Genomic DNA, 23967 nt, shown 5'->3' with positions numbered 1-23967 from the left:
AGATCATATTTTATAACTTTAAATTAACATTGTGATGACATGTTAAACAAAAAGCCCGACGCACACACAGTGGGCGTCGGGCTTTGTAGGCTAGTGGATGAGTGTTACTGCGTTTGCTGCTTTTTATCGTGCTGGTGGTTGACCCACGCATTCACAATCAGCGTCACAAACAGGATCCCGAACACCACGCCTAACGAGATAGCGATAGGGATATGGTAGAAGTCGACAATCAGCATCTTGATGCCGATAAACACCAGAATGATCGACAGGCCGTACTTCAGCATCGAGAAACGCTCCGCCACGCCGGCCAGCAGGAAGTACATCGCACGCAGACCAAGGATGGCAAACAGGTTAGAGGTCAGTACGATGAACGGGTCGGTGGTCACGGCAAAGATTGCCGGAATGCTGTCGACGGCAAAGATAACATCGCTCAACTCAACCAGAATCAGCACCAGCATCAGCGGCGTAACGAACAGCAGACCGTTTTTACGCACGAAGAAATGCTCGTTCTCGATGGTGTCGGTCATACGCAGATGACCGCGCAGCCAGCGCACTAACGGCCTGTCGCCAATGCCGGAAGCATCTTCTTTTGCCAGCGCCATCTTCACGCCGGTAAACAGCAGGAACGCGCCGAACACGTACAGCAGCCATTCGAACTGGGTGATAAGCCAGCTGCCCGCGAAGATCATGATAGTACGCAGAACAATCGCCCCCAGCACGCCATACACCAGCACTCGACGCTGCAACGCTGGCGGCACCGAGAAGTAGCTAAACAGCATCAGCCAGACAAAGACGTTATCCACCGCCAATGATTTCTCGATCAAATAGCCGGTGAGGAACGCCAACGCCTGCGGGTCTGCGACCGCACGCCCCTGGGTTTCTGCCAGATACCACCAGAATACGGCGTTAAACAGTAACGACAACGTGACCCAGACGATTGACCAGGCAGCCGCCTGCTTCATTGACATCGTATGCGCGCCGCGACGACCCTGCAACAGCAGGTCGATGGCCAGCATAATCACCACTACAACAGCGAAGCCACCCCATAACAACGGTGTGCCGACAGTATTCATTATATTTCCCCATGCATAAAAAAACGGCCAACGCCGAATGACGTTAGCCGCTGCTTTTCATGCATAGACCTTGCCATTCGGCAAGGTCTCACTTACAACAACAAAGGAATACGTTGACGTATTCCTTTGTTATCGCCCGGCGACCGGATGTGGTTTTTCACACATCGTAATGACGATCAACCGACAACGAAGTTACTCCCCTTTGCGGGTAACAAAGTATTACAGGCCACGCTTTCAGTCAATGGCCTGCAACATTTGTTTTACACAGTTTTACGCAATCAGCGACGTATTCGCGCTATCTGCTGGGAAAACGACGCCGGTCTGGCGGCGAATTTCCGTTTGCAGCTTAGCGGTAATGCGACTGACAGCCAGTGCCGGGTGATCCACTTCGCCGGATTCAACCAGATGAGCAAAGCGCTCTGCCTCATACAGCATAGTATTGATGTGCTGAGGCACCGTCAGATCCTGCGTTTTTCCACCACGCGGAACAAAACAGACTTTCTGGCATTCGGAGATTTTCTCAATAACCAGTGACCCTGATTCGCCCTGAATCTCGCTGGCCAGCACCGAGTCGCTCACTTTGGAATGCTGTAACGTGACGCTGAAATCACCGTAGTTCAGCACCACAACGCCGTGGGCATCAACACCGCTTGCCAGCAGGCTGGCGCTGGCCTGTACGCTCTGCGGTTCGCCCCACAGCGCAACCGCCGAAGCCAGGCAGTAAAAGCCGATATCCATAATCGAGCCATTTGAGAACGCTGGATTAAAGGTATTCGGGTTTTCACCGTTCAGATAACGCTGGTAGCGTGAAGAGTACTGGCAGTAATTGATAAACGCCTTTCTGACATTTCCTACCTTGGGCAGAGATTGCTGCAGCAGCAGGAAATTGGGCAGGCAGGCGGTTTTAAACGCCTCAAACAGCACCACCTGATTTTCCCGAGCGCAGGCGATAGCGGCATCGACTTCTGCCAGGTTTGATGCCAGCGGTTTCTCACAAATGACGTGCTTTTTATGGCGTAAGAACAGCTCGGTCTGCGGGAAGTGCAGAGAGTTTGGGCTGGCGATATACACTGCATCAATAGCGTCACTCTGCGCCATTGCATCCAGCGAAGTAAACAAATGCTCGACGAGATAATCGTTAGCGAAGCTTTGCGCCTGTTCAAGGCTGCGGGAATAGACTGCGGTTAACTTATATTTGCCGGTTTCATGGGCGGCATCCACAAACTGGCGGGTGATCCAGTTTGTGCCAATCACTGCGAAACGTATCATAAAGGCCTTCAGGCTGCGAAAAGGGATCCTTGCGCCAATTTAGCATGCCTTGCTGACAAAGCCAGTGCGCTACTGCGCAGTTTGCTTTAGCGATTGTTGCGTTAACCACAGGCGGGTGTCGAACTCCAGTTGGTGATACTGAGGTTCCATATGGCAGCACAGCTGGTAAAACGCTTTGTCGTGTTCTTTTTCTTTCAGATGCGCCAGTTCATGAACCACGATCATGCGTAAAAAAGGTTCCGGGGCGTTGCGAAATACGGTGGCGACGCGAATTTCCGCTTTTGCTTTCAGCTTGCCGCCCTGCACGCGAGAGACGGCAGTATGCAGTCCAAGCGCATTCTTCAACACGTGGATCTTACTGTCATACATCACTTTATTGAGCGGTGGGGCATTGCGCAGAAACTGACTTTTCAGATCCTGGGTATATTGCCAGAGCGCCTTATCGGTCGCGAAGTCATGCGTACCCGGATAACGCTTTTCCAGGACCGCGCCCAGACGTTGCTCGCTGATCAAGGTTCGAACCTGATCAAGTAAATGCTCCGGGTAGCCCTGCAGATAGGTCAACTGACTCATTTGTGCCCCATATAAAGTATAAAAAGTGTATACTCACGCACCCTTTTCAGGGATACGCCGAAATTTTACCATTCAGGAGGGCCGATGAGCCACATAGACAACGGTTTCCGTTCGCTGTCACTTAAACGTTTCCCGGAAACGGATGACGTTAACCCGCTGCTGGCGTGGGAAGCTGCAGATGAATATCTGCTGCAACAGCTGGACGATACCGAGATTTGCGGCCCGGTGCTGCTCCTGAATGATACCTTCGGTGCGCTGGGCTGTGCGCTGGCGGAACATTCGCCGTACAGCATTGGCGACTCTTATTTAAGCGAACTGGCAACGCGTGAAAACCTGCGTCATAACGACATTGCCGAATCCAGCGTCCAGTTCCTCGACAGCACGGTCGATTACCCACAGGCGCCGGGCGTGGTACTGATTAAGCTGCCAAAAACCATGGCGCTGCTGGAACAGCAATTGCGTGCGTTACGCCTGGTCGTCACGCCGCAAACGCGCATTATCGCCGGGGCGAAGGCGCGCGATGTGCATACCTCGACGCTTGAGCTGTTTGAAAAGGTGCTGGGCCCAACCACCACCACGCTGGCATGGAAAAAAGCCCGTCTGATCAACTGTACGTTCAGCAATCCTGAACTGGCTGACGCCTCACAAACGCTGAGCTGGAAGCTGGAAGGCACCGACTGGACGATCCACAATCACGCTAATGTCTTCTCCCGTACCGGGCTGGATATTGGCGCACGTTTCTTTATCGAACATCTGCCGGACAATCTGGAAGGTGAGATTGTCGATCTCGGTTGCGGTAATGGCGTAGTGGGTCTGACGTTGCTGGAGAAGAACCCGCAAGCGAGCGTGGTGTTTGTGGATGAATCGCCGATGGCGGTGGCGTCCAGCCGCCTGAACGTGGAAACCAACATGCCAGACGCGCTGGACCGCTGCGAGTTTATGATCAACAACGCGCTGTCTGGCGTGGAACCGTTCCGCTATAACGCTGTGCTGTGTAACCCGCCGTTCCATCAGAAGCACGCACTGACTGATAACATTGCGTGGGAGATGTTCCACCACGCCCGCCGTTGCCTGAAGATTAACGGCGAGCTGTATATCGTGGCGAACCGTCATCTCGACTACTTCCACAAGCTGAAGAAGATTTTCGGTAACTGCGAAACCATCGCCACCAACAACAAATTTGTGGTGCTGAAAGCGGTGAAATTAGGGCGTCGCCGCTAATCGCTGATGCCGGATGGTGGTTAACACCTTATCAGGCCTACAACGAACTGCCTCGTAGGCCTGATAAGCGTAGCGCCATCAGGCAATGATGTGTGTAATTACCTTATCCGGCCAACGAAAGACATAACGTTAAATTTCCAGCGCCAGTCGGGTGCCTTGCGCGATGGCGCGTCGGGCATCCAGTTCTAACGCCACATCACACCCGCCGATCAGATGTACTGTTTTACCGGCCGCATGCAGCGGATCGACCAGTCCACGACGAGGTTCCTGACCTGCACAAATTACCACATGATCCACGTTCAGGAGCTGAGGCTCGCCGTTGATCAACACGTGCAGTCCATCATCATCGATCTTCTGATAGCTCACCGCCGGGATCATTTTCACTCCACGAGACAGCAGGGTGGCGCGATGGATCCAGCCCGTGGTTTTACCTAGCCCTTGTCCCGGTTTACTGGCTTTACGCTGCAACATGACTATCTGGCGCGGGCTACGGGATAACTGTGGCCCTTCCGGGCGTAAACCACCTGCTTGCTGGAGGCTGGTATCGATTCCCCATTCCACGCAGAATTCTGCAATGTTTTGGCTGGTGGGCTTGCCGGGCTGGCTCAGATACATGGCGGTATCAAAGCCGATCCCGCCGCTGCCGATAATCGCCACGCGTTGACCTACCGGCGTTTTATCACGTAAGACATCAAGATAGGTCAGTACCTTAGGATGATCGATGCCGTCGATCGGCGGCGTGCGTGGTTCGATCCCGCTGGCGAGGATCACTTCATCAAACGAGAGCAGATCGTCTGCGGTGACAAAATGATTCAGCTTCAGCGTCACGCCGGTGACGTCGATCATCCGGCGGTAATAGCGCAATGTTTCGTAAAATTCTTCTTTGCCGGGGATCTGTTTGGCGATATTGAACTGTCCGCCGATCTCCGCGTTGGCATCAAACAACGTGACCTGATGACCGCGTGAAGCGGCGTTGATGGCAAAGGCGAGCCCCGCAGGACCGGCACCGACTACCGCCAGATTCTTCAGATGTGTCGCCGCTACGATCGGCATTTTGGTTTCATGACAGGCGCGGGGGTTCACCAGGCAGGACGTCACTTTGCCGACGAAGATCTGATCCAGACAGGCCTGATTACAGCCTATGCAGGTGTTGATCTCATCCGCTCGCCCGCTTTGCGCTTTTGACAGCAGCTCGGCATCGGCGAGGAACGGGCGTGCCATCGACACCATATCAGCATCACCACGGGCCAGAATATCGTCGGCAACGCCCGGATCATTAATGCGGTTAGTGGTGACCAGTGGAACCGTTACGTGACCTTTCAGCTTGCGCGTCACCCAGCTAAACGCCCCGCGCGGCACCGGCGTGGCGATGGTCGGGATCCGTGCTTCGTGCCAGCCGATCCCGGTGTTGATGATCGTAGCACCTGCCGCCTCAATGGCTTTCGCCAGCTGGACAGTTTCGTCAAACGTGCCGCCATTTTCCACCAGGTCGAGCATCGACAGACGAAAGATAATAATAAAGTCGTTACCGGCACGTTGACGAACGGCCCGTACCACCTCGACGGCAAATCGCATGCGGTTGGCGTAATCGCCGCCCCATTGGTCAGTCCGCTGGTTGGTGCGCAGGGTGAGAAATTCGTTGATCAGATAGCCTTCCGAGCCCATGACCTCTACGCCGTCGTAGCCTGCTTCCCGCGCCAGCTGTGCGCAATGGGCAAAATCCTCAATCAGTTGCAGCACTTCATCGTGGGTCAGCTCATGCGGGGTAAAGCGGTTGATCGGCGCCTGAATAGCGGAGGGCGCGACGAGGTGCGGCTGATAGCTATAGCGTCCGGTATGCAGAATTTGCAGCGCGATTTTGCCGCCTTCGTCATGCACCGCGTCGGTAATTACGCGGTGATGTGGTAACTGGCTGGCATCGTTTAACATCGCGCCGCCTTCCATACCCACGCCGGAAAGCGCAGGGGCAATACCGCCGCTCACAATCAGAGCGACGCCGTGACGGGCGCGCTCGGCGTAGAACGTGGCCAGCCGTTCTGCGCCATCGGGATACTCTTCCAGACCGGTATGCATTGAACCCATCAACACGCGGTTTTTAAGCGTGGTGAATCCCAGATCGAGCGGGGCGAACAGCGACGGATAGCTCATAATGGTGTCCAGTATGTAAAATTATTGTTATGTGGTCGGATGAGTTACTAATTTAGCCGTCGCGGCGCAAAAGGGAAAAGGGGAATGCCGTGATTGTGATGGGATTCAAAAAAGGAGTGGGGCCAGAGAAAGAATTTGCCGGATGTCGGTGCAAGCACTTTATCCGGCAATAGGTCACAGCTTACTGTTTTTTAAGAAAATCATTATACAACATGTACAGATGCGCCGCGCTCCAGGAGAAGTTGGGGGCACCCTGTTGCGCGCCGGTCAGCGGGTTATAGTTTTCCTGAATTGGGCCGTCCGCGGTGAGTCCTTTGGCATGGTTGAAGAACGTATCCGCCATTTTCAGCGCTTCATCGCGGTAGCCGTAGCGCGCCATGCCTTTTAAGCCAAACCAGAACTGATCCACCCACACGCGCCCGCGCCAGTAAATATCCGGGCCGAAAGCCGGGTTGGTGAGCGCCGCGGTGCCCAGCGGCACAAAGGTGTTGAACTCTTTCGGGTCGAGCATCACCTTCACCACCGCGTCAGCATGAGACTGCGTGGCCGCGCCGTTAAACAGAGGTGACCAGCCTTCCGGCCCTTTCCCTCGTTCGACAATCGGTTTTCCGGCACAGCCGTTTGCCAGCGGCTTATCTTCAATGCGAACGTCATAGAAATACTGCGTATTCGCATCGAACATACAGGTATTGATGTAATCCGTCAGTTTCGTCGCCAGCGCCTGATAGCGTTTCGCCTCCTGCGTTTTCCCGAGCAGGGTCGCCATTTCCGCCAGGTAATGGTTATCGCTGACCATGTAGCTGGCCTGATCGACCGACTCCTGGAGTAGCGAATAGCCCAGTAATTTTCCGTCGTGGCTGCGATTTTCAGCGAATTTCACCACCCAGTCGCTGCGTTTGCCACCGTTAGCGACGTACTTATCCAGTTGTTCTTTGTCGATAAAACCAAACACCGCGGCGTCGTCACGTCCGGATTCCCACGAGGCGGCGACCTGCGCCGGGATCTCCAGACTGTCATACTGGCCGTTGCGGGTAACAGCGGCATAGTTTTGCAGCCCTGACAGGGTTTCTTCTTTGTCACCCTTTTTCACCGTGAACAGCATCTCGCCGCTGGCGGTGTTGTGCGCTTTATCGCGAGTGGCGCCGTACTCTGGAACGCCGTTGCCGTTATGATCGCGGTTACGCAGCCACCAGTCGTGGTATGCCACCAGTTTCGGGTACATTTCTTCGAGCCAGGATTTGTCTTTGGTGACGTTGTAGACTTCCATCACCGACCATGCCGCCAGGCTGGGCTTGGTGTTGCGCTCGTTCCAGTTACCGCCATCACCACCGCGTTCCGGGCTGAGGTTCCAGGCAATCAGATCGGGAATAAATCCCGCGTCCTGTGGGCGCACCGGATCGCCGGGTTTAACCTGCCACGAGAAAACAGCGCGAATATTTTCTTTCGCGATATCCGGGTTAAAGTGCGCCATTGCAAACGCCTGCTTCCAGGTGTCCCACGGCCAGGTCTGGTTGCCAGAGAACCAGCGGCCCGTTACCGACGGCGTCACGGTATTGTAGTTAACTGCGCCGCCCGGTGAGCGCCAGTTACCGTTCAGCGTTTCAATCGCTTTCACCGCCACGCGGGTTTGTTCTGGGGTGGCATCCGGGTTGTTTAAACCTTTTTTGAGATAGGATTCCCAGCGCTGCTGTGAGGCGAGCATGTAAGAAGACGGGCGCGCCAGAATATCGCGGATCTGCGCCTGTTCTTTGCTGACCTCCTGCGCGGTCAACAGATGTGAATAGGTGGTGTAAAGCGTGGTAGAGCCATTGATATGCGCTTTACTGGTAAATCGGTGGCCATCAACAGTGGTGTTCATAGCAAGTGATTTGTGTACCTGATACTCCGACTCGCCGGAGGTCAGCAGATCCCAGGTTGATCGCACTTTACCGAAGGTGACCTTCAGGCCGTCGCGCGTAGCGATGATTTTTCGCTGGTAGTCCGGATACTCGCCATCAATGGTTTTATCGGAGAGGGGTTTTCCCTCTTTCGCTTCCAGCATTTCCAGTAACTCTCCGTCCCACACCAGATCCAGCGGCGTATTGCTGGTGATTTTGGTTTCCAGTAGTGAGGTATGTGAACTGGCAAAGCGCAGCGTCATCTCGATCTGCACCGCAGTGGATGACAGTTTCTGTACCAGTGCGCCGGGCAGGCTGTAAGCCTCGAGAGTGAAATCGACCTTTTTACCGTTCTGGTACACCGTCAGCCGGTCAAAATTTGTGGCCATAAAGTTGATGTACTCTTCCGTCAGTAGCGCCACGCCAGGGAAGCCGCCCATTGTTGCAGGGCCATCCGGCAACAGGTGTCCGTGCCATGCGCCGAGGTCGAAAAAGGGATTAAAACGCTGATGGTCGTCATAATCGTAGTCGTGCATATAACCTGGCGCGCCGGTGCGATTGATGACGTTTTTAACGCTGTCTACGTTAGCTGCCAGTGCGGAAAAACTCATCAGCAGCCCACACGCCAGCGGCGTAAGAATAGGTGTCATGTTCATGGTATTCCGGTCCTTGTTACCAATAGAAATATTGCATCAGGAAGATCTGGTCGCTCGGGTCGCCAGATGCATTTTGCATATAGAACCGGCTGTCGAAGGCGGTGGCGAAACGACCGCTGCCGTATTCATACCAGATACCGAACTGCATAAAAGAGGTGGTTTCATCCTCGGCGTTGTCTGGCCGATGTTTGGCATAGCTGTAGGCGGTGGAGAGGTAGACGCCTTTGAGCGCTTCATACATGGCACTGACCATATAGCCGGTCTCTGTACCCCATTCATCCAGGCCGTCGGCGCGTCCGGTGTGATGCCAGGCGCGCGCAGCAAAGTTAGGCGAGAGAAGGCCGGTCAGGAACAGTTGTCCGGTGCCGTCGGTGATCTCCAGACCGTTCATCCAGGTTACGCCTTCGGTCAGGTCGTACTGGATGTAGCCATTCATCATGGCCGGATAGGTATACTTATCGTCGTAGCGATCGTATTTGCCGAAGTGCAGCCAGGCCTTGCTTTCATCATGATGTCCGGCAGGCGTGGCGGTCACGCTATAACGCAGCGGGCCGGTCAGGTTTTGCACCTTAATGGCGGTCATGATGTCGCGCGTGTTGGGGATGACGTAGCCCAGATCCGGCGTGAAGTCTCCCCACCATTGCAGGTCATCAAGCGATGAGTCCTGGCGCAGGCTGAGCATTAGCTCCGTGCCGTCATCGGTGCGGTAACCGCCGTAAAATCGGTTAATTCCACCTTCAAACCCGCCCCAGCTATGATCGGGCACCCAGGCGTTTCCCTGGTGATCCGCCTGCACGGTCCAGCCTTCGCCATAGATCAGACCAAACCACGAGCCGTGTTTAATTTCCAGGCCCCCTTCGATATAGGTTCCGTCACTGTATTTATGTTTATCCTGTCCCTCTAAATCCATATATCCCCCCATTCCCAGTTCGCCATAAAAACGAAATGAGGGAGAGGATATTGCGGGCGTTTTTGTGTCGTCGTGTTCTGCCGGTCGCACTTCTTCTGCACCCAGAGAGGAGACACAGAAAAAGGGCAGGGCAATAAATGCCCTGCAACAATGGCTATTGATTTTCATGCTTCTATCCTAAGCAAAATAAAATAATGTTTTTATTGTTATAGCCTTGGCGAATATTGTTTATTGTTATTATGTTTTATGAATTAATGACTGTCTGAAGCTGGTGCGGCTTCAATGGCTTTTTCTTCTTTGGTTAGTCCTTTGATGTATTTACTGTATTTCCACCAGGCAAAACCGAGGAAAATAACAATACCGCCGACGTTATAGAAAATAATGGTGATAATGTTGCCGCCGGTTGGGAACGTTGAAGCGATAAATCCAATGGTGAACAGGGCAATCAGCATCGATACCACGATAATCCCAGTTTTTTGCGATCCCATGCGGAAGTCGCGCGGTAAGTGGTCCAGCTTGGCGCGCAGATTCAAATAGGCCAGCATAATAAACAGCGGAGGCAGCATGGATGCCGCAGCGGTCATGTTAATGATGGTATTCATTAAATCCTGCACGGTATTCGAACCGAGCGTGGGGATAATCATCAGCGGTATCACGATCAAAAACTGGATCCAGGCTGCGCGAGCGGGAACGCCGTTTTCATTCAGTTCGACGGTTTTCTTGCCAAAAATACCTTCCGGGATTTCGGAGAAGAAAATTTTAACCGGCGTTGCGGTCCACATCAGCAGTGACCCAAACATTGCGGTAAAGGACACCAGACCGACAAAGCGGTTAACCACCAGCTCAGGTAAGCCGAAGTATGCGGCCAGACCGTGGAATACCTGCACCGAGCCACCGGTAAACTTCAGCTCTTTGCTGCTGACAAAAACGTTGATCAGCACTGAGGAGATTGAGTAAAGCACACCGATAAAAATCCCGGCGATAATAATCACTTTCACAAATGATTTTGAGCCACCCTTCACGTCGTTGACGTACACCGCCACGGACTCCGCGCCGCCTGCCGCCATAAAAATCCAGGTCGTAATACCGAGGAAGGCCCAGTTAAAATTCGGGATCATGGCATCCACGGTGATGGGATCGGCAGGCTGTACGCCGCCAACCAACGCAGTCCCCGCCAGTAAAATATAAGACAGCGTCAGCAGCAGCATCAGCGTGGAAGTGACGGAGGTAATCGGCCCGAGCATTTTTGCGCCGTTGGTCGAAACCCAGGTTGAGAAGGCAAACAGCACCATACTTAACACGGTGGTAGCGAACGGCGTCAAAATGTATTCGTAGCCTAAAAATGCATAGGAGGCATAAGCGATTACGCGCGGAAGTAACGAGGTAAAAAAGAACAGGTTAACGAACCAATAGGTGTAGGCGGTAATAAATGCCCAGCGCCCGCCCAGTGAGCTTTTTACCCATGCGTAAACACCGGCTTCGGAGTTTTTGTTCAGCGAAACAAATTCGGCAATGATTAAGCAGAACGGAATAAAGTAGAAAATCGTGGCGAGGAAAAACATCGGTGCAGATGCCAGACCAAGCTCAATATTATTATTGATTACGTTGTTAAAACTATAAACGGCGGCAAAGGTCAGCGACAGTAAGCCGAACTTGCCGATGGTATTACGCTTGGTATCAGACATAGCACATCTCCGATTCCTGATTATTGTAGGGTACTGGCGGCACAACTTCTGTGCCGCCTGTCTTTTTATTTATTATGAAAATAACCATCTTCGATGGTGACTTTGAGTACGACTTTCTTCACCGCGCTATTACAGATAAAGCGGTAGGCTTCGTGGTTGTCGCAAATAACCAGCTGCCCTTCGTGTACTTCTACCGTTTTTCCGCATCCCTTCAGGTATTCGCGATCGGTTTCATCGCGATAGTATTCAACCACCTGTAAATCCTCTTTGGCGGCATACTCAATTTTTTGCTGCCCTTGCAGGTAGTAATGCACCTCAAAGTAACGGCGATGACCGGTAAATAGCGCATCGGTAGCGGAGTCGGTCTCCACGCGGTAAGTGAGCGAATCACCGATGGAATGGGCGACGCCGGGCTGAATGTTGTCGATATTTTCAATCGCCTCAACGCAGCGCTGCCACTTCCGACCTGAAGCGTAGAGTTGTCGGAACTGCTCTAAGTTATCGATGATCCTCATTTTGTATTCTCGCTGTGCAAATTCGTGGAAAAGAACTCCGTGCCAAAGGCGCGATTAGCAGTGGTCTGAACGGTGGCCTCGGTGCCGGAAATGGGCAGCAACGTAAAGCCGTAGTTGAACTCGCGGAACCAGACGCGCCAGGAGTCGAGCACCTCGCTTCCCCAGGAGTTGGAACCCAGGCCCAGTAGCTGATGGTCCAGATTCAGAGTGATGTCATCGCTGCGCTGGAGTTCATTGCAGTGCTGTGCGGCAAAGAGATTTTCGGGCGTATAGCGCCAGGCACTTAAATTGACAGGACGTTGTGGGACGACCAGCAGACCGTTGCCATGGCGGTTGGTCAGCGCTGCCCAGCGCACATCCTGGCGATTGCCGTTGTTTTGGGGGAATGGGTAGTTCTCGAACATCGCATCCACGGTCGAACGCCAGATATCGATAATGTTGGCCTGCTGGCTGTCGGCGTAATTCTCGCCCGGACCACGTCCGTAATACGCGACTTGCCCCAAATCACCGTTGATGCCCATGGTGAAGCCAATGCACGGAATAATGTGCGGATACTCGCCGTAAGGCTGACCGGAAAGCTCAACATTCAGCTGACCGTCGACCGTTACCCGCCAGCGGTAGGTGCAACGCATACCGAAATCAAATACCGGCGGGGCGATGATCGTCTGGCTGGTAATCACCACCGCATTGTCAGTGTGTTCGAGGGCAAAATCCCGTAGATGCTCCTGCATAATCTGTAAATGATTTGGCTGCCAGAGACCTTCGAACTCCTGTTTGTGGTTATCAATCGTCGGCTTGAAGAAATTAATCTTCGGCTCGCGGGTAATGAGCTCTTCGCCATTCACGTTCCAGCTGATCGGCTTCCCGTTCAGCTTTGAGAAGGTTATCGCGAAGTTATAGCCGCGAACGGTGCAGCGCAGGCGATCGTCTTCCAGCGTCAGGGCGCTGGCGTTTTGCTGACTAAACGGCACTGGCGTAGCGGTTCTGGCCTTCAGCGGGAACTGGTAAGTGGCAATATGGTGCCCGGCGTCGCTGTAGGACGTGCGGGAGTCTTTGCTGACGATGACATTGAGAAAGGCTTCCCTCTCATCCAGCGTCGGCAGCGTGCAGTGCAGCAGTGTGTCGCTGTTGGGGGCCACGTCGTGAAGTTTAATCCGCTGCGTGGAGAGCGTTTCTCCTTCGGCCCGCACTTCAATTTGCAGGGTGTAGTCGTCAAGCGTGGTGAACCACAGCTTATTTGCGACACGCAGTTCACCGCGCGTCAGGTCCTTCGCGTAGACCTTCACTGGGGCGATCACCTGCTTATACTCTTTCAGACCCGGTCCCGGTGTTTGATCGGGGTAAATCAGGCCGTCGAGGCAGAAGTTGTAGTTATTCGGGTAGTCGCCGTAGTCACCGCCAAATTTATACCAGACGTTGCCGTTATCATCTTTTGCCTGAATGCCATGGTCGCACCATTCCCAGACATAGTGTCCTTGAATGCAATCGTGCTGGTAAAAAACGCTTTGATATTCCGTCAGCCCGCCGGGGCCGTTACCCATGGCGTGGGCGTATTCGCAGATGATGCGTGGTTTCGGATGCGGATATTCACCAAACTCATTCATCAGCGGCACGCGGGTATACATGGTGGAAATAATGTCCACCACTTCGGCGTCGCGATCTTCTTCGTAATGCACCAGACGCGTGTTATCCAGCGCTTTCGCAGCGTGGTACATGGCACGAATATTACAGCCGTACCCGGATTCGTTGCCCAGTGACCAGATGACGATCGACGGATGGTTTTTCTGTGCGTGGATGTGGCGCACGATGCGCTCAACGTATACCGGTTCCCAGGTCGGATCGTCGGTGATGCGACTGATATCGCCGACGTTGGCGAAGCCGTGGGATTCGACGTCGGTCTCGGCCATCACAAACAGGCCGTAGATATCGCACAGCTCATAGAAGCGCGGATCGTTCGGGTAATGCGCGGTACGCACCGAGTTAATGTTGTGCTGCTTCATCAGCAGCAGATCTTTTTCGACCCGATCCATTCCGACCGCGCGGCCTTTCAGATGATCGTTATCGTGGCGGTTAACACCGTGCAGCATTACGTAGTGGTTGTTGATGTAAAACAGCCCGTCGCGGATCGTAATGTCGCGGAATCCGACGCGCTGCGGAACCACCTCAATAATATTGCCGCTGGCATCTTTTAACGTCATCACTAAATGATAAAGATACGGCGACTCAGCCGACCACTGCTGTGGCGCACTAACCTCGAAATCAAAGGCAGTACGGGTGAGCTTATCGAGAGTCAGATGACTGATAACACCGCTGTGCAGCACCTGTTCGCCGTCAAATAAGGTGTATTCCAGCGAGGTCTGTGCCGGTGAATCGGCAAGGTTTTCCAGCACAATGTCGCAGGAGAGAGTGGCATCACGGTAGTTATCATCGAACTCGGTACGAAGGGTAAAATCCTGAATGTGGGTCGCCTGCTTGCCCACCAGATAGACGTCGCGGAAGATCCCCGCAGACCACCACATATCCTGGTCTTCAACGTAGGTAGAGTCTGCCCACTGCATCACGCGCACACACAGCAGGTTGTCACCGGTGTGCACCATTGCGCTGATATCAAATTCGGCCGTCAGACGACTGCCCTTGCTGAAGCCCACGTACTGGCCGTTGACGTACACTTCGAAGTAGGTTTCAACGCCGTCGAACTTAATCAGCGTTTGTTTTCCCTGCCAGCCTTCGCTGAGGGTAAACATCCGCTGATATGCACCGGTCGGGTTATCGGTTGGGACGTAGGGCACATCAATCGGGAACGGGAAACCTTCGTCGGTATATTGCAGCTTGCCGTGTCCTTCCATCTGCCACATGCCGGGGACGGTGATGCTGCCCCAGTCGTGCATATACTGCGACGTAAAGGCTTCTGGCACCTGCAGCGGATGCTCAAAGAACTGAAAATTCCACTGACCGCTCAGCAGTTGAAAAAGGCTGCTGGTTTCACGGGCAAACGAGCGAGCCTGCGCTACCGAGTCATAAGAGAAAAAGTATGCGCGTGGCGCCAGTCGATTTTCGTGGGTGAGCTGAATGTTTTCCCAGCGATTCATAAGGCCTCCCGGTGGAGAGAAATCGGAACCATTCAAAGTGATGGTGAGTAAGTGTCATTGCAGGTGATTTTAGTAAAAGTTTTACTAAAATATAGCGGGTAAGATGATTTACTTTAACTTGATCACGAAAATAACCCGTGCAGAGAAAAACAAGGCATGACAAAGCATGCCCGGTATCAGAAGATACCGGGCGCGAAAAAGGGAGGTTAGCGGGTGGTGCCGCGAAGTTTCAGCTTGCTGGGCACGAAAACCAGCAGCGGCAGCGCACGTCCGTCACGGGCTTTTTCAAACAGCAGGTTAACGCCTTGACTGCCCATCATTTCTGAATGGATGCGCACGGTGGACAGCGGAGGGAAGGTGAATCGTGCCGTCGGAATGTCATTGACGCTAATCAGCGAAATATCCTGTGGAATCGCCAGGCCACGTTCGTGAATTGCGCGCAGAACGCCAATGGCGATTGAGTCTGAGGCGACAAACAGGGCGCTGGGATAATCTTCTTTGGCCAGCATTTTTTTCGCCAACTCATAACCTGACGAGCTGGAGAATCCGCCACGATAGATATCGTGTTCCGAGACCACCTGCTGCAGGCGACCGTATTCGACAAACGCGGCCTCGCGGATATCCGCTTTGCCCGGCTCGTCTTCACCGCCGATGAAGCCAATGCGGGTCACGCCCTGGGCGATGAAAAAATCGATACTCTCTTTGCTGATGCGGGTCAGATCGATATCGACGGCATCATAGTCGCTGCCGGGTTCATGAAAGTCGATAAAGCAGATATTGTCGGTCAGCGCGGTTGCTGCGGCGCGCTGGGCAGGAGATGGCTTACCAACGATGAGAATGCCGGTAATATTTTTAAGGTCGGGCAACCCGCTGTGTTCATAGCAGTTGGTCAGTTCGATCCCCAGCTTTTCACATTGCGTTTCAATCCCGTGTCGTATGGCGAGATAGTAAGGATCGTTGATTTCCAAATCCTGCTGGTAGCTGTAGAGCGCCAGAATATGCTGGGGGCCGACCGTACTGATCTGGTGTTTACGCGCGCTGCTGGTTTTGTACTCCAGCTTTTCCGCGATCTCCAGAATGCGACGCTTGGTTTCTTCTTTTACGTTTAGCGTCGGGTCATCATTTAACACCCGGGACACTGTCGCCAGGGATACACGAGCTTCGATTGCGATGTCTTTAAGTGTTGCCATGTTTACCTTTTCCCTGAGTTACCCCCGCATTGTAAATGAAGTGCTTATCTATTCACCTGTTTTCAGTAAAAAAAGTACCTCTAATTGACATATTCACGGTAAAACCCCGCTTTCAGAGTGTGATGGGCGCATCATTTTACGGCTTTTGAGAACAATGCCAGGACGGTTTTTTGCTAACATTTAGTAAAATTTTACCAAAGGAGAAAAGAATGGACACGATCGCATTTACGGATTTCACCCGAATGGAAATTCGCGTGGGAAAAATTACCCAGGTAAAGCGTCATGACAATGCCGATAAACTCTACATCGTTCAGGTCGATGTCGGCGAACGAACGCTGCAAACCTTGACCAGCCTGGTGCCTTACTACCGCGAAGATGAGCTGATGGGGAAAACGGTGGTGGTGCTGTGTAATCTGCAAAAAGCGAAAATGCGCGGCGAAACGTCAGAATGCATGCTGTTGTGTGCGGAAACGGACGATGGCAGTGAAAGCGTGCTGTTGACGCCAGAGCGCGTGATGCCCGCAGGCGTGCGGATTGTGTAAGCGTGTGATGCTGCCGGATGGCGGCTACGCCCTATCCGGCCTACATGTGATCCCGTAGGCCGGAAAAGTGCAGCGCCATCCGGCGTCTGTCACACTTGCTCCACGCTGACGCGTAATGCGGCCAGCGCTTTACGCGTTGAGCGTAATACCAACTCACATTGTTCGATGGTTAACGTGAGCGGTGGTTCGATGCGGATCGTCTTCGCGTTGTTCAGCGTTCCGGCAACCAACACCCGCTGGCGGAACATCTCGCTGGCAAAGTTGTAGCCGATCTCATTATCAACAAATTCGATCGCCATCAGCATGCCTTTACCGCGTACGTCCTGCACCAGATCCGGGTATTCCCGCGCCAGATGTCGGAAGCCATCCAGCAACATATCGCCTTTTTGTTCTGCCTGAGCCGGTAAATTCTGCTCCAGCAGGACATTGATGGTTGCGAGTGCCGCCGCACAGGAAAGCGGGTTGCCGCCAAAGGTGGTGGTGTGCAGGAATGGGTTATCGAACAGTACGGAGAACACCTCTTCGGTAGCGATGGTCGCACCGATAGGCATTACGCCGCCGCCTAGCGCTTTCGCCAGACACATAATGTCGGGCTGCACGTTTTCGTGCTCGCAGGCGAACATCTTGCCAGTACGACCCATGCCGGTTTGCACTTCATCAAGGATCATCAGCGCGCCAAACTCGTCGCACAGTTTGCGCACGGCGGTCAGGTATCCCTGCGGTGGCAGGATCACGCCACCTTCACCCTGAATCGGCTCAAGGATCACGGCAGCTACATCATCACCGGTCTTTTTACACTCGCTGAGCATGGTACGCATCGCGTCAATGTCACCAAACGGAACATGACGGAAGCCCGGCAGCAATGGCATAAACGGTTTACGGAACGTGGATTTGGCCGTCGCGGACAGTGCGCCCAGCGATTTACCGTGGAACGCGCCGCTGGTGGCAATAAACGTAAATTTGCCGCGTGGCGATTGATAGGCTTTCGCCAGCTTCAGCGCCGCTTCAACCGACTCGGTTCCGCTGTTGCAAAAGAAGCTGTATTTCAGCTTGCCGGGCGCCAGTGCGGCGAGCGTTTTCGCCAACATGGCCCGCAAGGGGTCAAGTAATTCCTGGCTGTGCAGAGGTTGTTTAGCGAGTTGATTCTGTACGGCGGAGACCACTACTGGATTACGGTGCCCCACGTTGAAAATTCCAAAACCGCCCAGGCAGTCAACAAATTCCTGTCCCTGGGTGTCGACAAGCGTATTCAGGCTTCCCGCTTGCCACTCTACGGCTCCGTAATCCCCGCCGGCAGTTACAGATTTTCGATACTCTAAGAACCCCGGATTGACATGCTCTTTGAAGTATTCAATGACCTCTCGGTTAAGTGCTTTCATTTCCTCATGATCAAGCGTTCGCTTTTCGATGAGGTTCAGTGCGTGTGCGCTGCAGGCCAGGGCCGATGCGCTGGAAGGTAACCTGTTCAAAATATGCTCCCGGAGTTCGCGTATCACATGATACTGAATTAAGTATTGCAGGGATTACGCCATCCCGGCGCGCTTAACGAAAATCGGGATAAACACCAGGATACATTTCATTTGCGAAACATTTAATGCCAAAAGTTAACATTTGGCGGTATTTTGCCCAGGTTGACTCTCTGAAAACAGGTGAGATACGCGATCTTCTGCGCCAAAAACAGGCAGAAGTTGCACTGTGACGGTGCGCAGAGTGAAGCCTGATTGAATAGTTACAGGATGAAAGTATTTTAAATCAATGAATTAGAAAACATACAAATTCTGAGGTTTAATCGCAAATTGCGATCTAAATCAAATTTAACAACTAAAGATAAAAAAATTATCGCCGAAATAACATATGCCGAAAAAGTTAACAACCAGATAACCTGCATAGGACGCAACCATGTCTTCTGATCCCTACGTTAGTCAGCAGCATACTCCGCTGGATGATGATATTACCCTCATGTCGACTACCGATTTACAAAGCTACATCACTCATGCGAATGACACGTTTGTCCAGGTTAGCGGCTATCAGCTGAGCGAGCTGCTCGGCAAGCCGCATAATCAGGTTCGTCACCCGGACATGCCCAAGGCGGCATTTGCTGATATGTGGTACACGCTGCAACAGGGGGAGCCATGGAGCGGCATTGTAAAAAATCGCTGTAAAAACGGCGATCACTACTGGGTGCGAGCCAATGCGGTGCCGATGGTACGTGAAGGGCGAATGACCGGGTATATGTCGATTCGAACCCGGGCGACGCAGGAGGAAATTGCGGCGGTCGAGCCGTTGTATCAGGCGCTAAATGAAGGACGTTGCAACAAACGCATCCATAAGGGACTCGTGGTGCGTAAAAGTTGGCTGGGAAAGCTGCCGGCGCTGCCGGTTCGCTGGCGGGTGCGCAGCGTGATGACACTGATGTTTGCCGTGCTGGCGGCAGCGTTGCAGCAAATGGGCGCGGCGTGGCCGCTGCTGCTGGTGAGTGCGCTGGTGATGCTGGCGGGTGCGGCGATTTTCGAATGGCAAATTGTACGCCCGATAGAAAATGTCGCCCGCCAGGCGCTGAAAGTGGCGACCGGCGAGCGCAACAGCGTGACGCACCTGAACCGCAGCGATGAGTTGGGCCTGATGCTGCGGGCGGTGGGGCAACTGGGATTAATGTGCCGCTGGCTTATTCACGACGTTTCAAGCCAGGTTTCCTGCGTGCGTAACGACAGCGATACGCTGGCAAAAGGTAGCGATGATTTAAACAAGCACACCCAGCAAACGGTTGAAAACGTGCAGGAAACGGTGACGACGATGAACCAGATGGCGGCGTCGGTGAAGCAAAACTCGGCGACAGCATCTGCGGCTGACAAACTCTCGATTGCCGCCAGCAGTGCGGCAACGCAGGGAGGCGAGGCGATGGAGACGGTGATCAAAACGATGGACGATATCGCCAGCAGCACCCAGCGTATCGGCACCATCACCACGCTGATTAACGATATTGCTTTCCAGACCAATATCCTGGCATTGAATGCGGCGGTTGAAGCGGCGCGAGCGGGCGAGCAGGGGAAAGGGTTTGCCGTCGTGGCGGGGGAAGTACGCCATCTTGCCAGCCGGAGCGCCAGTGCGGCGAATGACATCCGCAAGCTGATTGATGCCAGTGCCGACAAGGTGCAGTCCGGATCCAGCCAGGTTCACGCCGCTGGCCGCACGATGGACGACATTGTGGCGCAGGTACAGAACGTCACCCAACTGATTGCACAAATCAGCCATTCGACGCTGGAACAGGCTGACGGGCTGACCAGCCTGACTCGCGCGGTGAATGAGTTGAGCAACATTACGCAGAAAAATGCCGAACTGGTTGAAGAGAGCGCGCAAATTTCAGTGCGGGTGAAACATCGCGCCGGGCGCCTGGAAGATGCGGTGACGGTGCTGCATTAGCACCGCTATTCGGGCGGAACAACGGGTTCCGCCCGATGACCCGATTAATCCAGCTGAGCGATATCCAGCGCTGCGCGATCGATAATACCGATGATTTTTTTGATCTGCGCATCGCTGGTGTCACCATGATTGACCCGCAGATCCAGCACGGCTTTAAAGTTTTCCAGCGCGCGTTTCATCTGCGGGTTTTTACGTAATTCAAAGCCAACGCAGCGTGCTTTAACGCGTTCATGAATAAGCGCCAGATGCTCGCGATTCTCCTCCAGCCACTGCTGGCCTTGCGCCGTGATCGTGATCTGTTTACGCCCACCTTCCTCTTCGCTGATGACAATCAGCTCTTGATCCTGCAAGAAATCCAGCGTCGGATAAATCACCCCTGGACTAGGCGTGTAGTGGCCCTGGGTCAGCGTTTCGATGGCTTTGATCAGCTCATAGCCGTGGCTGGCATCGCGGGTCAAAATATCCAAAATCACCAGGCGTAATTCGCCGTGACCGAAGAAACGCTGACGACGCCCGCCGCCGCCACCCCGACCATGGCGATGCCCGCAGCCGTGATCGTGGTGATGTCCTTCACTGTTGCAGCCTTCGTGGCGATGTTCTTCGCCTTTGCAGCAACCTTCGTGTGGGTGATCTGCATGTTTGCAGCAACCGTCATGGTGGTTTTGCATGGTAGTCTCCAGATGTTGTTTCGATATATCTAATTTATATCTAAAACTTATGATTTTGCAAGTTCGTGATAGGATTGTGTTTTAATTAATTGATTTTTATGTAAATTATCATCAGTGATGAGAAGGGGGTTTTACGCTGTGAGTGTATCAAAAAAATGCTTGCAATCTTTGTTATTAGCAATCATTATCATTTGAATGTTAATTTAGATATATCGTATTATCCTCACGAAGGCGAAAAATGACAAAAAACACCTCACGCTACCCCCAGCGCGTTCGTAATGAACTGCGCTTCCGTGAACTTACCATCCTGCACGTTGAGCGTATCAGCGCAGGTTTTCAGCGCATCGTGCTGGGCGGGGAGGCGCTGGACGGCTTCAGCTCACGCGGCTTTGATGACCACGCCAAAGTTTTCTTTCCTGAGCCAGGCAGCCATTTTGTGCCGCCGGTGGTTACCGATGAGGGCATCGTCTGGGCTGACGGTGTGCGCCCTGCGTCCCGGGATTACACGCCGCTATACGATGATGCGCGTCATGAACTGGCGCTGGATTTTTATATTCATGACGGTGGCGTGGCGAGTACGTGGGCGATGCATGCCCGTGCAGGGGATACACTGACGATTGGCGGACCGCGCGGCTCGCTGGTGGTACCGGAAGAGTATGCGTATCAGGTTTATGTGTGCGATGAATCGGGAATGCCTGCATTGCGCCGTCGCCTGGAAGCGCTCAGTCGCTTAGCGCGACGCCCGAACGTCACGGCGCTGGTGAGCGTGCGGGATGCGGCGTATCAGGACTACCTTGCCCATCTGGATGGGTTTGCTATCCAGTGGTTTGTCGGGCATGACGAACAGGCGGTGGATGACGCGCTGGCTCGGCTGACGGTGCCTGCAGACGATTATTTCATCTGGGTAACCGGCGAAGGGAAAGTGGTAAAAAATTTGAGCGCCCGCTTTGAAACCGAGGCGTTTGACCCGCTGCGGGTGCGTGCGGCAGCCTACTGGCATCAGCGGAAAGCGGCTGATTAATAATTTGACGGCGGAACGCCAAATGCCTGGCGGAACGCGTAGCTAAACGCCGCGGTGCTCGAATACCCCACGTCGAGCGCCACGGCGGTAACGCTTTTATTTTTCTTCAGCATTAACACCGATTCCAGAATACGCATCTTTTGCTTCCAGACGCTGAACGGTAACCCGGTTTCTTTTTTGAAATGACGCGAGAAAGTTCGGGCGGACATGCCAAGATGATTAGCCCAGTACTCCACCGAGTGTTCCCGTGCGGGAGATTCCTGTATTGTCCGGCACACTTTTGTTAATTCTGCATCCTGCGGCCAGGGTAATACAAAGGCGACTTCCGGTAATTGCAAAATAATATCGACCAGCACGCTCACCAGTTTTCCTTCTTTTGACTGGCTATCATAATGGCCTGAAATGACGTTGGTGGCGTAATGAATAAACTCTCTGGCGAAATCACTGATCGCCACCACTTTACACTCGTCGATGCGCTTCTCAAGAAAGCCTGGCTTAATATCCAGATTCTCTAAATACACGTCATCCAGCGCCCATACCGCATGCTCAATATTATTCGGGATCCAGATACCGTAATGTGCGGGAATTATCCAGCATTTACCGGCGACATCAATGCGCATACTGCCCTTACGGGCGAAATGAAACTGGGTAAATGCGTGTGAATGCGGTGGAACATGGTTATTCGCTTCAAGGACATAAGAACGAAAGTACACGTCCTGCGGCAGTTCCGCCATTGAATCATCCGGGAAGGAACTCCACTGTTTTTGCCTGAGGGTGTCCATAAAAAATACCTGATACTTCCGGTGATGTGGCTTCTGTTCGATAGATCTTGTCCGCAAATCATAATACATACACCCTGTTTTCCATAATAATCTTGCGTAAGAATTATTCGTCCACCTTTGGTAAATACCATGAATTCGCTGTGTTCTGATGCTGTCATCGTCAATGAAACAAATGATAACTGGACCCGAATGGGGAAAGACCTGCTCCAGCAGGCTGATATCCAGATTAATGGTTCGCGCGCCTGGGACATTCAACTTCACCATGCCGGTTTCTTTAAACGGGTGCTGCAACAAGGCTCGTTAGGGCTGGGTGAAAGCTATATGGAAGGCTGGTGGGATTGCGAGCGGCTCGATATTCTGTTCTGCAAAATCCTTAAAGCAAAACTCGACCAAAAAATGCCGGGCAATCTGAAAGATATTTTACGCATTGCCAGCGCGCGTTTGTTTAATCTGCAATCACGCAGCCGTGCCTGGATTGTCGGCAAAGAACACTACGATATAGGTAACGATCTTTTCGCCCTGATGCTTGATCCCCACATGCAATATTCCTGCGGCTACTGGAAAGACGCGACAACATTAGACGACGCGCAGAATGCCAAATTAAAAATGATTTGTGAGAAGCTGCAATTGCAACCGGGCATGCGTTTGCTGGATATCGGTTGTGGCTGGGGCGGGCTGGCTGAATATGCCGCGCGCCATTATGGCGTGGCGGTAGACGGGGTTACCATCTCGAAAGAACAGCAGAAAATGGCGCAGCAGCGCTGTGACGGGCTGGATGTCACTATTCTGCTGCAGGATTATCGCGACCTCGATAAACACTATGATCGTATTGTCTCCGTGGGGATGTTTGAACACGTGGGCCCGAAAAACTACGACACCTATTTCAGTATTGCCGACCGCTGCTTAAAACCCGATGGATTGTTCCTGCTGCATACCATTGGCAGCAATAAAAAAGGGATGAGTGTGGATCCGTGGATCAATAAATATATCTTCCCAAACGGCTGTTTACCGGCGATTTCCCACATTGCCGAGGCCAGCGAATCGCGGTTTGTGATGGAGGACTGGCATAATTTCGGCAGCGACTACGATAAAACGCTGATGGCCTGGCATGAACGGTTTAACCAGGCATGGCCGACGCTGTCGTCGCGTTATTCCGCGACCTTCAAAAGGATGTTTAATTACTATTTATGCGCGTGTGCTGGGGCATTCCGTGCCAGAGATATCGAGCTTTGGCAGGTGCTGTTTAGCCGGGGCGTAGAGGGCGGACTTCGCGTTTATCGTTAATGTTTGCCGGATATCAGCGCAAGCGCCTTATCCGGCCTACAAAA

General features: G+C 53.1%; 17 protein-coding genes and 1 pseudogene. 5 read left to right on the top strand and 13 right to left on the bottom strand.

Annotated features, from left to right (window positions below):
- Positions 1–104 precede the first annotated feature (104 nt).
- The 3 genes from FCH32_RS15885 to FCH32_RS15875 all read right to left on the bottom strand — a co-directional run bounded on the left by FCH32_RS15885 (position 105) and on the right by FCH32_RS15875 (position 2915).
- Positions 105–1073 (bottom strand): TerC family protein, encoded by a 969-nt coding sequence (locus FCH32_RS15885; RefSeq protein WP_115257431.1) that lies wholly within the window; start codon positions 1071–1073, stop codon positions 105–107.
- Positions 1074–1343: 270 nt separating this feature from the next.
- Positions 1344–2342 carry a Gfo/Idh/MocA family protein gene (locus FCH32_RS15880; protein ID WP_096755587.1) on the bottom strand — a complete coding sequence of 333 codons (999 nt, stop codon included), beginning with the start codon at positions 2340–2342 and terminating at the stop codon, positions 1344–1346.
- 69 nt (positions 2343–2411) lie between these two features.
- Entirely contained in the window at positions 2412–2915 is a 504-nt protein-coding gene (locus tag FCH32_RS15875) for a M48 metallopeptidase family protein (RefSeq protein ID WP_117342711.1), read from the bottom strand.
- A gap of 84 nt (positions 2916–2999) precedes the next feature.
- On the opposite strand from FCH32_RS15875, the gene rlmG reads away from it, so the two are divergent.
- Complete coding sequence (gene rlmG / locus FCH32_RS15870) at positions 3000–4136, top strand: 23S rRNA (guanine(1835)-N(2))-methyltransferase RlmG (protein ID WP_115257432.1); 1137 nt, start codon at positions 3000–3002, stop codon at positions 4134–4136.
- 129 nt (positions 4137–4265) lie between these two features.
- On the opposite strand, the gene FCH32_RS15865 is transcribed toward rlmG, so the two are convergent.
- From FCH32_RS15865 to ebgR, 7 genes are all read right to left on the bottom strand, one after another.
- Entirely contained in the window at positions 4266–6284 is a 2019-nt protein-coding gene (locus FCH32_RS15865) for an NADPH-dependent 2,4-dienoyl-CoA reductase (protein WP_174361198.1), read from the bottom strand.
- 181 nt (positions 6285–6465) lie between these two features.
- Entirely contained in the window at positions 6466–8817 is a 2352-nt protein-coding gene (ygjK, locus tag FCH32_RS15860; protein ID WP_115257433.1) for an alpha-glucosidase, read from the bottom strand.
- 16 nt (positions 8818–8833) lie between these two features.
- Complete coding sequence (ygjJ, locus tag FCH32_RS15855) at positions 8834–9895, bottom strand: protein YgjJ (RefSeq protein WP_174361197.1); 1062 nt, start codon at positions 9893–9895, stop codon at positions 8834–8836.
- 83 nt (positions 9896–9978) lie between these two features.
- On the bottom strand, positions 9979–11412 hold the full coding sequence (locus FCH32_RS15850) for an amino acid permease (protein ID WP_096755593.1): 1434 nt from the start codon (positions 11410–11412) through the stop codon (positions 9979–9981).
- 65 nt (positions 11413–11477) lie between these two features.
- Positions 11478–11927, bottom strand: a complete 450-nt coding sequence (locus FCH32_RS15845) for a beta-galactosidase subunit beta (protein WP_115257437.1) — start codon at positions 11925–11927, stop codon at positions 11478–11480.
- On the bottom strand, positions 11924–15016 hold the full coding sequence (gene ebgA / locus FCH32_RS15840; protein ID WP_174361196.1) for a beta-galactosidase subunit alpha: 3093 nt from the start codon (positions 15014–15016) through the stop codon (positions 11924–11926). Before ebgA ends, FCH32_RS15845 begins: the two co-directional genes overlap by 4 nt.
- Positions 15017–15222: 206 nt before the next feature.
- Positions 15223–16206, bottom strand: coding sequence for a transcriptional regulator EbgR (gene ebgR, locus FCH32_RS15835; protein ID WP_174361195.1), 984 nt, complete (start codon positions 16204–16206; stop codon positions 15223–15225).
- Between the two features lie 209 nt (positions 16207–16415).
- On the opposite strand from ebgR, the gene FCH32_RS15830 reads away from it, so the two are divergent.
- Complete coding sequence (locus tag FCH32_RS15830) at positions 16416–16748, top strand: tRNA-binding protein (protein WP_174361194.1); 333 nt, start codon at positions 16416–16418, stop codon at positions 16746–16748.
- 89 nt (positions 16749–16837) lie between these two features.
- On the opposite strand, the gene ygjG is transcribed toward FCH32_RS15830, so the two are convergent.
- A complete protein-coding gene (ygjG, locus tag FCH32_RS15825) occupies positions 16838–18217 on the bottom strand; it encodes a putrescine aminotransferase (RefSeq protein ID WP_168246938.1) in 1380 nt (459 codons plus the stop codon).
- 430 nt (positions 18218–18647) lie between these two features.
- Here ygjG and FCH32_RS15820 point away from each other — a divergent pair, with 430 nt between their 5' ends.
- Positions 18648–20168 carry a methyl-accepting chemotaxis protein gene (locus tag FCH32_RS15820; protein ID WP_174361193.1) on the top strand — a complete coding sequence of 507 codons (1521 nt, stop codon included), beginning with the start codon at positions 18648–18650 and terminating at the stop codon, positions 20166–20168.
- Positions 20169–20212: 44 nt separating this feature from the next.
- On the opposite strand, the gene FCH32_RS15815 is transcribed toward FCH32_RS15820, so the two are convergent.
- Positions 20213–20836: a PadR family transcriptional regulator gene (locus tag FCH32_RS15815; protein ID WP_174361192.1), complete on the bottom strand. Its 624-nt coding sequence runs from the start codon at positions 20834–20836 to the stop codon at positions 20213–20215.
- Positions 20837–21074: 238 nt separating this feature from the next.
- Here FCH32_RS15815 and FCH32_RS15810 point away from each other — a divergent pair, with 238 nt between their 5' ends.
- The gene (locus tag FCH32_RS15810; protein ID WP_174361191.1) at positions 21075–21857 is read left to right on the top strand and encodes a siderophore-interacting protein; all 783 of its coding nucleotides are present in this window, start codon (positions 21075–21077) and stop codon (positions 21855–21857) included.
- On the opposite strand, the pseudogene FCH32_RS15805 reads toward FCH32_RS15810, so the two are convergent.
- Positions 21854–22701 (bottom strand): annotated as a pseudogene (locus FCH32_RS15805) (helix-turn-helix domain-containing protein). The gene FCH32_RS15810 and the pseudogene FCH32_RS15805 overlap by 4 nt on opposite strands.
- Positions 22702–22768: 67 nt before the next feature.
- Between FCH32_RS15805 and cfa the strand changes: the two are divergent.
- Positions 22769–23923: a cyclopropane fatty acyl phospholipid synthase gene (gene cfa, locus FCH32_RS15800; RefSeq protein WP_096755602.1), complete on the top strand. Its 1155-nt coding sequence runs from the start codon at positions 22769–22771 to the stop codon at positions 23921–23923.
- Positions 23924–23967: the final 44 nt, after the last annotated feature.

Source organism: Citrobacter gillenii, assembly GCF_013337685.1.
In the GTDB taxonomy this organism is placed as follows: Bacteria; Pseudomonadota; Gammaproteobacteria; order Enterobacterales; family Enterobacteriaceae; genus Citrobacter; species Citrobacter gillenii.
This window is presented reverse-complemented; position numbering and strand designations above follow the sequence as displayed.